8 protein-coding genes are annotated in these 12,402 nt (G+C 71.4%); 5 read left to right on the top strand and 3 right to left on the bottom strand.

All coding sequences use genetic code 11. The annotated features are described in order from the left end of the window. Positions 1 to 53 precede the first annotated feature (53 nt). From NK718_RS05700 to NK718_RS05720, 5 genes are all read left to right on the top strand, one after another. Complete coding sequence (locus NK718_RS05700) at positions 54 to 1,055, top strand: HlyD family secretion protein (protein WP_254739488.1); 1,002 nt, start codon at positions 54 to 56, stop codon at positions 1,053 to 1,055. Beyond that, entirely contained in the window at positions 1,045 to 3,780 is a 2,736-nt protein-coding gene (gene rbbA, locus NK718_RS05705) for a ribosome-associated ATPase/putative transporter RbbA (protein WP_254739490.1), read from the top strand. Before NK718_RS05700 ends, rbbA begins: the two co-directional genes overlap by 11 nt. A 1-nt stretch (position 3,781) precedes the next feature. Beyond that, a complete protein-coding gene (locus tag NK718_RS05710; RefSeq protein WP_254739491.1) occupies positions 3,782 to 4,906 on the top strand; it encodes an ABC transporter permease in 1,125 nt (374 codons plus the stop codon). Positions 4,907 to 4,987: 81 nt separating this feature from the next. Then, on the top strand, positions 4,988 to 6,508 hold the full coding sequence (locus NK718_RS05715) for an ABC transporter substrate-binding protein (protein ID WP_254739492.1): 1,521 nt from the start codon (positions 4,988 to 4,990) through the stop codon (positions 6,506 to 6,508). A gap of 185 nt (positions 6,509 to 6,693) precedes the next feature. After that, positions 6,694 to 9,066 (top strand): xanthine dehydrogenase family protein molybdopterin-binding subunit, encoded by a 2,373-nt coding sequence (locus NK718_RS05720; protein ID WP_254739493.1) that lies wholly within the window; start codon positions 6,694 to 6,696, stop codon positions 9,064 to 9,066. A 34-nt stretch (positions 9,067 to 9,100) separates the two neighbouring features. On the opposite strand, the gene NK718_RS05725 is transcribed toward NK718_RS05720, so the two are convergent. From NK718_RS05725 to NK718_RS05735, 3 genes are read right to left on the bottom strand one after another with little or no spacing between them, the layout of a single operon-like run. Further along, a complete protein-coding gene (locus NK718_RS05725) occupies positions 9,101 to 10,492 on the bottom strand; it encodes a dipeptidase (protein WP_254739494.1) in 1,392 nt (463 codons plus the stop codon). 28 nt (positions 10,493 to 10,520) lie between these two features. Then, on the bottom strand, positions 10,521 to 11,591 hold the full coding sequence (locus NK718_RS05730) for an ABC transporter ATP-binding protein (protein ID WP_254739495.1): 1,071 nt from the start codon (positions 11,589 to 11,591) through the stop codon (positions 10,521 to 10,523). A gap of 4 nt (positions 11,592 to 11,595) precedes the next feature. Next, positions 11,596 to 12,402 (bottom strand): ABC transporter permease, encoded by an 807-nt coding sequence (locus NK718_RS05735; RefSeq protein ID WP_254739497.1) that lies wholly within the window; start codon positions 12,400 to 12,402, stop codon positions 11,596 to 11,598.

A 12,402-nucleotide genomic window follows, 5' to 3' on the forward strand; every position in this document is an offset into this window, starting at 1 on the left:
CGGCTAGTCTGTAACCGCCCGCCGCCGCGCCGGCCCCGCGAACAAGGACCCCCATGTCGATCCAGGCTCCCCGCATCGTGCCGCTCCTGGCGCTGGTCGCCGTCGCGGCGGCCGTGGCGGTGGGCGTGTTCGCCTGGCGGCGCTACGAGGCGCAGCGCGTGCCGGAGGGCTTCGCGCGGGCCAACGGCCGCATCGAGGTGGAGCGCGCCGACGTCTCGACCAAGTATCCCGGCCGCGTCGCCGAAATCCTGGTGCGCGAGGGCGACGCGGTGAAGCGCGGCGACGTCGTGGGGCGCATGGACGCCGCCGAGACGGTGGCGCAGGTCGCCGCCGCCCGCGCGGCGGTGCGGCGCGCCGAGGAGGGTGTCAGCCGCGCCAAGGCAGAGGTCGCCATCCGGGCGGCCGACCTCAAGCTGGCCGAGGTCGAGGTGGGGCGCACCGCCGAGCTGGAGCGCAAGTCCATCGCCGCCACGGCCGAGCTGGACCGCCGCACCGCCCAGCGTGACGTGGCGACCGCCAGCCTCGCCGCCGCCAACGCGGCGGTGAGCGACGCCGCCGCGGCCGTCGAGGCCGCCCGCGCCCAGCTGGCGCAGGTCGAGGCGGTGCTGAACGATTTGACCCTGCGCGCGCCGGTGACCGGCCGCGTCGAGTACAAGCTGGCCCAGCCGGGCGAGGTGATCGCCGCCGGCGGGCGCGTGGCGACGCTGCTCGACCTCAGCGACGTGACGATGACGCTGTTCCTGCCCACCGGGGAGGCGGGGCGCGTGGCGCTCGGCGGCGAGGGGCGCATCGTGCTCGACGCCGCGCCGAACTTCGTCGTGCCGGCGACGGTCTCCTTCGTCGCCGGCGAGGCGCAGTTCACGCCGAAATACGTCGAGACGGCGGACGAGCGCGAGAAGCTGATGTACCGCGTCAAGCTCGCCATCGAGCCGAAGCTGCTGGACACCTATTCGCGCTACGTCAAGGCCGGGCTCACCGGCGTCGGCTACGTCAAGCTGGCGCCCGACGCGCCGTGGCCGGCGGCGCTGGCGCCGAACCTGCCCGATGCCCGCTGAGCCGCTCGCGGCGCGCCTCGCCGGCGTCACGCACCGCTACGGCGCCACGCTGGCGCTCGACGCCGTCGACCTCGACGTGCCGGCCGGCCTCGCCACGGCGGTGATCGGGCCGGACGGCGTCGGCAAGTCGACGCTGCTGGCGCTGGTCGCGGGGGCGAAGCGCATCCAGCAGGGGACGGTGGAGGCGCTGGGCGGGTCGATGGCGCTGCCCCGCCACCGCGACACGGTGTCGCCGCGCATCGCCTACATGCCGCAGGGACTGGGCGCGAGCCTCTACGCCACGCTGTCCGTGCGCGAGAACATCGCCTTCTTCGCGCGGCTGTTCGGCGTGCCGGCGCAGGGCGAGCGCATCGACCGGCTGCTGCGCGCGACTGGACTGTCGCCGTTCCCGGACCGTCCGGCGGGCAAGCTCTCCGGCGGCATGAAGCAGAAGCTCGCTCTGTGCTGCGCGCTGGTCCACGAGCCTGACCTGCTGGTGCTCGACGAGCCGACCACCGGCGTCGATCCGCTGTCGCGGCGGCAGTTCTGGCGGCTCGTCGACGAGTTCCGGGCCGAGCGCCCGGGCATGACCGTGCTGGTCTCCACCGCCTACATGGAGGAGGCGGCGCGCTTCGACCGCGTGGTGGCGCTGGACGAGGGCAAGGCGCTGGCGCAGGGCACCCTGCCCGAGCTGCTGGCGCGCGCCGGCGCGGCGACGCTGGAGGCGGCCTACCGCTCGCTTCAGCGCCCCGAGCGGCGCGGGCCTGACGCGGCCTTCACGGTCGAGCCGCGCGTCCCGCGCGAGGGGCCGCCGGCCATCGACGCGACGGGGCTGACCAAGCGGTTCGGCGACTTCGTGGCCGTCGACCAAGTGAGCTTTCGCATCGAGCGCGGCGAGATCTTCGGCTTCCTCGGCTCCAACGGCTGCGGCAAGACGACGACGATGAAGATGCTCACCGGCCTGCTGCCCGCCAGCGAGGGGGAGGCGCACCTGCTCGGCGCGCCGGTCGGCGACGGAGACATCGAGGTGCGCCGGCGCGTCGGCTACATGTCGCAGTCCTTCTCCCTCTACGAGGAGCTGACGGTGCGCGCCAACCTCGCGCTGCACGGCCGGCTCTATGGGCTCCCGGGCCGGGAGGCGGACGCGGCCACGTCCCAGGCGCTCGAGCGTTTCGACCTCTCCCGCGTCGCCGACGCGCTGCCGGCCTCGCTGCCGCTCGGCATGCGCCAGCGCCTGCAGCTCGCCGCCGCCTGCCTGCACCGTCCCGAGGTCCTCATCCTCGACGAGCCGACCTCGGGCGTCGATCCGGGCGCGCGCGACCTGTTCTGGCGGCTGCTGCTCGACCTCTCCCGCCGCGAGGGCGTCACCATCTTCGTCTCGACGCACTTCATGAACGAGGCGGCGCGCTGCGACCGCATCTCGCTGATGGACGCCGGCCGGGTGCTGGCGGTCGGCGCGCCGGCCGAGCTGGCGGCCGAGCGCGGCGGAGGCGACCTGGAGGAGGCGTTCGTCGCCTGGCTGGAGGAGGCCGCGGCCTCGCGCGGGGAGGCGGCGGGGCCGGCCGCGTCCGACGCGCCGCGGGCCCGCCCGGCGGAGGCGCCGCCGCCTACGCCGATGGCCGCCTCGGGGGCGCGCATCGCCGCCTTCGCAAGGCGCGAGGCGCTGGAGCTGTGGCGCGATCCGATCCGCCTCGCCTTCGCCGTGCTGAGTCCGCTGCTGCTGCTCGTCACCTTCGGCTACGGCATCTCCTTCGACGTCGAGCGCCTGCCCTTCGCGGCGCTCGACCGCGACCGCTCGGCCGAGAGCCGGGAGTTCATCGCCGCCTTCTCCAGCTCGCGCTATTTCGACGAGCGCCGGCCGCTCGTGTCCGAGTTCGACATCGACCAGCGCCTGAAGGCGGGCGAAATCCGCCTCGCCATCGACATCGCTCCCAATTTCGGGCGCGACCTGATGCAGGGCCGCGCGCCGCAGATGAGCCTCTGGCTGGACGGCAGCAACACCTTCCGCGCCGAGACGGCGCGCGGCTACGCCCAGGGCGTGGTCATCTCCGCCCTGCAGGATCTGGCGCGGCGCTCCACCGGGCGCGGGCTGGAGGTGCTGCCGCTCTCCATCGAGCCGCGCTTCCGCTACAACCAGGCTTTCCGCAGCGTGTTCGCCATCACGCCGGGCATCATCATGCTGCTGTTGATGCTGATCCCGGCCATGCTCACCGCCGTCGGCGTGGTGCGCGAGAAGGAGATGGGCTCCATCGTCAACCTCGCGGTCTCGCCCGCCACGGTCGGCGAGTTCCTGCTCGGCAAGCAGGCCCCCTACGTCGCCATCGGCTTCGTCACCTTCATCACGCTCAGCCTGCTCGCCGGCCTCGTCTTCGGCGTGTGGCCGCGCGGCTCCCTGCTGGCGCTGGCCTGCGGGGCGCTGCTCTACGTCGCGGCGGCGACCGCCTTCGGCCTGCTCGTCTCCACCTTCGTGCGCACGCAGGTCGCGGCGATCTTCGCCACCGCCATCCTCACCATCCTTCCCGCCGTGAACTTCTCGGGCCTGTTGTACCCCACCGGAGGCCTGGAGGGCGTATCGCGCTGGATGGGCCTGCTGTTCCCGGCCTCGTGGTTCCAGTCGATCAGCATCGGCGTGTTCGCCAAGGGGCTGCCGCTGAACGCGTTCCTCGTGGATTTCGCGGCGCTGGGCGCCTTCGCCATGGCGTTCATGGCCGCCGCGCGGTTGCTGCTGCGCAAGCAGGAGGCCTGACATGAGCCGCTGGTTCGCCAACGTCTTCCGCCTCGGGCTCAAGGAGCTGGCCAGCCTGCGCCGCGACACGGTGATGACGGTGCTGGTCGTCTACGCCTTCTCGGTGGCGGTCTACTCCGTCGCCAACGGGACGCGGATGGACGTCCACAACGCCAGCATCGCGGTGGTCGACCTCGACCGCTCGATGCTGTCGGCGCGCATCCGCGACGCGCTGCGCCCGCCCTTCTTCCGCACCCCGGTGCTGATCGACGGCTCCGAGCTCGACGCCGGCATGGATCGCGGCGCGTACACCTTCGTCATCCAGGTGCCGCCGCGCTTCGAGGCCGACCTGCTGGCCGGCCGCAAGCCGTCGCTGCAGATCAATGTCGACGCCACGGCGATGACGCAGGCGCTGACCGGGGCGAGCTACATCCAGTCCATCGTCGCGCAGGAGTGCGCGGCGGCGCTGGGCATGGACGGGCTGCTCACGGCGGCGCTGGAGCCGACCTCGCGCGCGCTGTTCAATCCCAACCTCGAAGGCGTGTGGTTCACGGCGGTGATGCAGGTCATCGAGAACGTCACCATCCTGTCCATCGTGCTCGTCGGCGCGGCGGTGGTGCGCGAGCGCGAGCACGGCACCATCGAGCACCTGCTGGTGATGCCGCTGCGGCCGAGCGAGATCGCGGCGGCCAAGATCTGGGCCAATGGCGCGGTGATCCTGCTCGCGGCGGTGCTGTCGCTTCACCTCGTGGTGCGCCTCGCGCTCGGCGTGCCGATCCCCGGCTCGACCGCGCTGTTCACCGCCGGCGCGACGATCTACCTGTTCGCCGTCACCTCGCTCGGCGTGCTGATCGCCACCGTCGCGCGCTCGATGCCGCAGCTCGGCCTGCTGGCGATCCCGATCTTCGTGGTCATGAACCTGCTGTCGGGCGCGACGACGCCGCTGGAGACCATGCCGCAGGCGCTGCAATGGATCATGCAGCTCTCGCCCTCGACGCACTTCGTCGCCTTCGCCCAGGCCATCCTCTATCGCGGCGCAGGCATCGACATCGTCTGGCCGCAGATGCTGCTGATGGCCGGCATCGGCGCGCTGTTCCTCGGCGTGGCGCTGGCGCGCTTCCGCTCGATGCTCGAGGCGCAGTCCTGACCGAAGCGCGGGGATGGACCGGCCGGCCATGATCTGTTCAAAATGGACACCCACCAGTTCAGACCTGCCTCCGGGGTTCCCATGTTTCGCCAGCTCCTGAAAGCCTCGCTCGTCGCCTCGGTGGTGGCGTTCGCCACCGCCGCCTCGGCGCAGGGCGTGCATCTGCGCTTCGGCCTCGCCGATGACGCCGACGCGCTCGACCCGCACCTCAACCGCACCTCGGCGGCGGAGACGATCCTCAACGCGCTGTGCGATCGGCTGGTCATGCTCGACCAGTCCATGCAGTTCCAGCCGGGCCTCGCCACCCAGTGGACGTGGTCGCCGGACGGCAAGACGCTGACCATGACCATCCGCGACGGCGTGGTCTTCCACGACGGCACTCCGGTCAACGCCGAGGCGGTGAAGTACAACATCGACCGCGCCATGAACCTGACCGGCTCGGCGCGCCGCGCCGACCTCACCGCCATCGACAAGGTGACGACGGACGGCTCCAAGGTGATCGTGCAGCTCAAGGAGGCCAGCGCTCCGCTGCTCGCCAAGTTCGCCGAGCGCACCGGGGCGATCATCTCGCCCAAGGCGGCCGAGGCGGCGGGCGCGAATTTCGGCCGCGCCCCCGTCTGCTCCGGGCCGTACAAGTTCGTCGAACGCGTCGCGCAGGACCGCGTCGTGGTCGAGCGCTTCGCCGACTACTGGAACAAGGCCGCCTACCCGATCGACCGCATCACGTTCCGCGTCATTCCCGACGACACGGTGCGCCTGGCCAACCTGATGTCCGGCGACCTCGACATCATCGAGCGGCTGAGCCCGGCCGACGCGGTCACCGTGCAGAAGAACCCGCAGCTCAAGCTGCTGGCGGTCGACCCGCTCAACTACCAGAGCATCGTCGTCAACATCGGGAACTCCAAGGCCGCCGACAACCCGATGGGCCGCGACCCGCGCGTGCGCGAGGCGTTCGAGCTGGCGCTGGACCGCCAGGCGATCAACGAGGTCGCGTTCAACGGCCAGTACGTGGCCGGCAACCAGCCGGTGCCGCCGAGCTCCCCCTATTACGAGAAGAGCCTGCCGATGCCGCCGCGCGACGCGGCGAAGGCGAAGCAGATTCTCAAGGACGCCGGCTACACGCAGCCCGTGCCGTTCGAGCTGCTGGTGCCCAACCGGCCGCTGGCGGTGCGCGTCGCCGAGATGATGCAGTCGATGGCGAGCGAGGCCGGCTTCGACATGAAGCTGAAGGTCGTCGAGTTCGCCACCACGCTGAGCATGACCGAGCAGGGCGATTTCCAGGCCTGGGGGCCGATCGGGCCGCAGAACGCCAACGATCCCGACGCCGTGACCTACATGTCGCTGCACTCGGCCGGCAACCGCAACGTCGGCAAGTACGCCAACCCGCAGGTCGACCGCATCGCCGCGCTCACCCGCACCGAGACCGACCCCGAGAAGCGCAAGCAGGCCTTCCACGACCTCGCCAAGGCCATCGGCAAGGACCGCGCGGTGATCTATCTCTACCACCAGCGCCCGCTCTTCGCGCTCAGCGCCAAAATCTCCGGCGTCGAGGTGTCGGGCGACGGCTACGTGCTGTTCCGCAACATGAAACTGGCCAAATAGGCGGCCGGCGCCTCCCGCCCGCGCCGGCGCAGGCTTGCGCTGGCCGGGCAGGAGAAATGACGCGACCCCCCTCGCCCCGGCCAACCGACGCGCTAAACTGATCCAGGCCCCCGGCTCTCCCGGGCGTCGCCGCGGCCGCCTCGCGCCCGTCCGGCCCCGCCCCCCATTCGACCCATGGTGTGTACATGAACGTGCGGACGCCCCCCGACGATGTCGCCACGATGCAGTTCGGCATCGGCCAGCCCGTCAAGCGCCAGGAGGACCCCATCCTCGTGCGCGGCGAGGGCCGCTACACCGACGATGTCAGCCTTCCCGGCCAGCTCTACGCGGCCTTCGTGCGAAGCCCGCACGCGCACGGCGTGCTGAAGGGCGTCGACGCCGAGGCCGCCCGGGCGATGCCCGGCGTGGTAGCGGTCTACACCGCCGCCGACCTCGCTCCCATGAATTACGGCGCGCTGAAATGCGTCATGGGCTTCGCCAACCGGGACGGCTCGCCGATGACCAAGCCGGTGCGGCTGGCGCTGGCCTCCGACAAGGTGCGCTTCGTCGGCGACCCCGTGGCGGTGGTCGTCGCCAAGACGGCGCTGCAGGCGCGCGACGCCGCCGAGGCGGTGACGCTCGACATCGACGTGCTGCCGGCCGTCACCCGCGTCGAGGACGCCATCAAGCCCGGCGCGCCGCTGCTCTACGACGAGGCCCCGGGCAACCGCATCCTCGACTATCACTACGGCGACGCCGAGAAGGTGGCGGCCGCCTTCGCCAAGGCGGCGCACGTGACGCGCCTGTCGCTCCTCAACAACCGCGTCGTCGTCAACGCCATGGAGCCGCGCGCCGCGGTGGCGAGCTACGACCGCAAGTCCGGCCGCTTCACGCTCTACGCGCCGAGCCAGGGCGTGTTCGGAAAGCGCAACAACCTCGCCGACGCGATGGGCGTGCCGCACGACAAGATGCACCTCGTCACCGGCCATGTCGGCGGCTCGTTCGGCATGAAGGGCTCGGTGTTCCCGGAATATGTCTGCCTGATGCACGCCGCCCGCGAACTGCGCAAGCCGGTGAAATGGACCGACCAGCGCTCCGAGAGCTTCGTCTCGGACCATCACGGGCGCGACATGGAGGTCGTGGCGGAGCTGGCGCTGGACAAGCGCGGCCGCTTCCTCGCCACGCGCTTCACCGGCTACGGCAACATGGGCGCGTACCTCACGGCCGTCGGGCCGATGATGACGACGCTCAACATCGCCAAGAACTCGATCGGCATGTACCGCACGCCGCTGGTGGAGGTGAACACGGTCTGCGCCGTCACCAACACGGTGCCGATCGGCGCCTATCGCGGCGCCGGCCGGCCGGAAGGCAACTACTACATGGAGCGGCTGATCGACACGGCCGCCGCCGAGATGGGCATCGACAAGGTCGAGCTGCGCCGCCGCAACATGGTGACGCCGGAGCAGCTGCCCTGGGCGACGCCGGCCGGCACCGTCTACGATTCCGGCGACTTCCCCGGCCTGTTCGACCGCGCGCTGGAGGCGGCGGACTGGAAGGGCTTCACCGCGAGGCGGCGCGACAGCCACCGGCGCGGCAAGCTGCGCGGGCGCGGCATCGGCTGCTACCTCGAGGTCACCGCGCCGCCGAGCAACGAGATGGGCGGCCTGCATTTCGAGGCGGACGGCACGGTCACCATCGTCACCGGCACGCTCGACTACGGGCAGGGCCACTGGTCGGCCTTCGCCCAGGTGCTGCACGAGAAGCTCGGCGTGCCGTTCGGCCGCGTGCGCCTGCTGCAGGGCGACAGCGACAAGCTGATCGCCGGCGGCGGCACCGGCGGCTCCAAGTCGATCATGGCCAGCGGCGCGGCCATCGTCGAGGCGAGCGAGCTGGTCGTCGAGAAGGGCCGGCGCGTCGCCGCCTGGGTGCTCGAGGCCGGCGTCGCCGACATCGAGTTCGCCAAGGGCCGCTTCACCATCGCCGGCACGGACCGGGGCATCGACATCATGGATCTCGCGGCCCGGCTGAACGAGGGCCTCGACCTGCCGCCCGACCTGCCGAAGACGCTGAGCGTCGACCACGTGTTCAAGCAGGCCCCCTCCGCCTACCCGAACGGCTGCCACATCGCCGAGGTCGAGATCGACCCGGCGACGGGCGAGACCGAGGTGGTGAGCTACGTCATGGTCAACGACTTCGGCACCGTGGTGAACCCGATGCTGGTCGAGGGCCAGCTGCACGGCGGCGTCGTGCAGGGCATCGGGCAGGCGCTGATGGAGCAGACGCTGTTCGACGAGGACGGCCAGCTCGTCACCGGCTCCTACATGGACTACCGCCTGCCGCGCGCCGCCGACGCGCCGCCCGTGTTCACCTTCGAGAGCCGCCCGCGCCCGACGCCGCACAATCCGCTCGGCGCCAAGGGCTGCGGCGAGGCCGGCTGCGCCGGCTCGCTGCCCTCGGTGATGAACGCGGTGGTCGACGCGCTCTCCGGCTACGGCGTGCGCCACGTCGACATGCCGGCGACGCCGCTGGCGGTGTGGACCCTCATCCAGGAGGCCTCCCGCAAGGAGGCCGCCGAGTAGCGCGAACGCGGGCGGCCGCCGGGCCGCCCGTCCCTCACTTCGACAGCGCGTCGAGGATGCGCGCCCACGACCTGATGCCGTGGTGGAAGCTCGACAGGTCGTATTTCTCGTTCGGCGAATGGATGCGGTTGTCGAACCGCGCGAAGCCGACGAGCAGCGAATCCATGCCGAGCAGGCGCTTGAAGTCGCCGACGATCGGGATCGACCCGCCCGTGCCGGCGAGCGCGGCCTCGCGGCCCCATTCGCGGGTGAGGGCGTCGAGCGTCTTGCGCAGCACCGGGCTGTCGACCGGCAGCGCCAGCGCCGGGCTGCCGCCGTGTTGGTGGAACTCCACCGTGCAGTCGGCCGGGACCATGGCGCGCACATGGGCGCGGAAGGCGGCGCGGATCGTCTCGGGGTCCTGCCCCTCCACGAGGCGGAACGACACCTTGGCCGAGGCCTTCGACGGGATCACCGTCTTGAAGCCCTCGCCGATATAGCCGCCGACGATGCCGTTGACCTCGCAGGTCGGGCGCGTCCACACCTGCTCCAGCACCGAACGCCCGGCCTCTCCGGCCGGGATCGACAGCCCGACATCGGCCAGGAAGGCGGCCTCGTCGAAAGGCAGGCGCTCCCACTGCGCGCGGATTTCCGGGGCGAGCTCCTTCACGCCGTCGTAGAAGCCCGGCAGCGTCACCCGCCCGTCGGCGTCGCGCAGGCCGGCGAGGATGGCGGTGAGCAGGTGGATCGGGTTGCGCGCGGCGTTGCCGAACATGCCTGAATGCAGGTCGCGGCTGGCGGCGGTGATCACCACCTCCTCGCCCACCAGCCCGCGCAGCATCATCGTGATGGCCGGCGTCTCGCGGTCCCACATGTCGGTGTCGCAGACCAGCGCCACGTCGAGCGACAGCTCGTCCCGGTGCGCCTCCAGGAACGGCCGCAGACTCGGGCTGCCCGACTCCTCCTCGCCCTCGAACAGCATCGAGACGTTGATCGGCAGGCCGCCGTTCACCGCTTTCCAGGCGCGGCAGGCCTCCACGAAGGTCAGCAGCGCGCCCTTGTCGTCGGAGGCGCCGCGCCCGGTGATCCAGGTCTCGCCGTCGGGCTGCTTCTCCAGCCTCGGCTCGAACGGGTCGGAATGCCACAGCGCCAGCGGGTCGACCGGCTGCACGTCGTAATGGCCGTAGAACAGCGCGTGCGGGCCGGGCTTGCCCTTTCCGTCGGGGTCGTGCGCGACCACCATCGGGTGGCCGGGCGTGTCGCGCACCGAGGCGTCGAAGCCGATGGCGGCGAGTTCGGCGGCCAGCCATTCGGCGGTGCGGCGGCAGTCCGCCTTGTGCGCCGGATCGGTCGAGATGCTCGGGATGCGGATCATCGCGAAGAGCCGGTCGAGGCTCGCGTCGAGATCGGCGTCGATGCGGGCGAGAACCTGGTCGAGTGCGCTCACGCCTGGACTCCTTGTTGGGTGAAAAAGGTCAGCGCCGCCCGGCGTCGGGCAGGATGCAGCATTGCTGCGCGAGGGGCACGAGGCGCGCCGCCTGGCCTGTTTCCAGCGGCCGGTCGAGCGGGCCGTCGGCGACGAGCGCGCCGCCCGGCGTGCGGCACTGGTACTGATAGGCGCGGCCGAGATAGGTGCGCAAGCCCAGCGTCGCCGGGATGCCGAGTGGAGCGTCCGCGTCCGTCACGGCGAGGCCAGCCGGGCGCGCGCCGAGCACGAAGCGGTCCGGGACGCGGCCGAACTCGGCCTCCGGCAGGGCGAGCCGCGTGCCCTCCGCTCCCTCCGCGATCGCCACGCCGGCCTCGCGGCGCGTCACGGCGAGCGGAATCATGTTCTCGAACCCCACGAAGCGCGCCACGAACTCGGAGTTGGGTCGCTGGTACAGCGTCTCGGGCGTGTCGAGCTGCACGATCCTCCCGGCGTCCATGATGGCGACGCGGTCGGAGATCGAGAACGCCTCCTCCTGGTCGTGCGTCACGTAGACGGCAGTGGCCCCGTTGGCGCGCTGCAGCTCGCGGATCTCGACGCGCATGTCGACGCGCAGCTTGGCGTCGAGGTTGGAGAGCGGCTCGTCGAACATCAGCAGCTGCGGCTCGATGACGAGCGCGCGGGCCAGCGCGACGCGCTGCTTCTGGCCCCCCGACAGCGCCGCCGGGTAGCGGTCGGCCAGCGCGGCGAGGCCGACGCGCTCCAGCATGGCGGCGACGCGGCGGCCGCGCTCGTCCGGCGCGACGCCGCGCTGGCGCAGCCCGAAGCCGACATTGTCGGCGACGCTGAGATGCGGGAACAGCGCGTAGTTCTGGAACACCAGCCCGATGTCGCGCCGGTGCGCGGGCAGCCGCGTCAGGTCGCGCTCGCCCAGGCGGATCGTCCCCTCGGTCGGGGTCATGAACCCGGCGACGAGGCGCAGCGTGGTCGTCTTGCCGCAGCCGCTGGCGCCGAGCAGCGACACGAGCTCCCCGGCGGCGATGCGGATCGAGAGGTCCTCGAGCACCCTTGTGGTGCCGTAATGCGCGGTGACGTGGTCGAGGGCGAGGCTCTGGGTCACGGGACTACTTCGTGAAGGTTGTGAGGCCGAGCGTGCGCTCGACGGCGGCCATGACGGCCACGGTGAGGACCATGAGCAGCACCGAGACGGAGGCGACCGTCGGGTCGAAGAACTGCTCGACATAGGAGAGGATCTGGATGGGCAGCGTGCTCACCCCCGGCCCGGTCAGGAAGACGCTGATCGATACGTCGTTCAGCGAGGTGATGAAGGCCAGCACGAAGGCGGCGATGACGCCCGAGCGGATGTTCGGCAGCACGATGGTGACGAACGTCTTGAGCGGCGGCGAGCCGAGGCTGATCGCCGCCTCCTCGGCGCTGAAGTCGAACGCCGCCAGGCTCGCGCCGATCACCCGCACCGTGTAGGGCAGCACCAGCAGAGCGTGGCCGAGCAGCAGCGCCGCGACGACCGGCAGGCCGAGCGACACCTGCAGGAAGCGCAGCATCGAGAAGCCGGCGACGATCTCCGGGATCAGGATCGGCAGCACGAACATCACCGACAGCGCCTTCGGCAATTGCACCCGGTAGCGGCTCATCGCGTAGGCGGCCGGCACGCCCAGCAGCAGCGCCAGCCCGGTCCCGCCGAACGCCACCTGCATCGAGGTGACGAAGGAGGCGCGGAAGGCGGAGTTGGCGAAGGCGTTCTCGAACCAGCGCAGCGACAGGCCCTGCGGCGGGAAGGCGAGGAAGGTGGTGTTGCTGAACGCCGCGCCGAACACGATGACGAGCGGGCCGAGCAGGAACAGATAGACCACCGCCGTGGCGGCGATCAGGCCGGGATGGGTGCGATCGAGCGGAGAGCGGGGCGCGGCCAT

Origin of the sequence: Alsobacter ponti (genome assembly GCF_024294805.1) — a bacterium.
In the GTDB taxonomy this organism is placed as follows: domain Bacteria; phylum Pseudomonadota; class Alphaproteobacteria; order Rhizobiales; family Beijerinckiaceae; genus Alsobacter; species Alsobacter ponti.

Coding starts and splice junctions, on each gene's coding strand:
- NK718_RS05700 (WP_254739488.1), top strand. CDS start 54: ATGTCGATCCAGGCTCCCCGCATCGTGCCGCTCCTGGCGCTGGTCGCC.
- rbbA (WP_254739490.1), top strand. CDS start 1,045: ATGCCCGCTGAGCCGCTCGCGGCGCGCCTCGCCGGCGTCACGCACCGC.
- NK718_RS05710 (WP_254739491.1), top strand. CDS start 3,782: ATGAGCCGCTGGTTCGCCAACGTCTTCCGCCTCGGGCTCAAGGAGCTG.
- NK718_RS05715 (WP_254739492.1), top strand. CDS start 4,988: ATGTTTCGCCAGCTCCTGAAAGCCTCGCTCGTCGCCTCGGTGGTGGCG.
- NK718_RS05720 (WP_254739493.1), top strand. CDS start 6,694: ATGAACGTGCGGACGCCCCCCGACGATGTCGCCACGATGCAGTTCGGC.
- NK718_RS05735 (WP_254739497.1), bottom strand. CDS start 12,402: ATGGCCGCGCCCCGCTCTCCGCTCGATCGCACCCATCCCGGCCTGATC.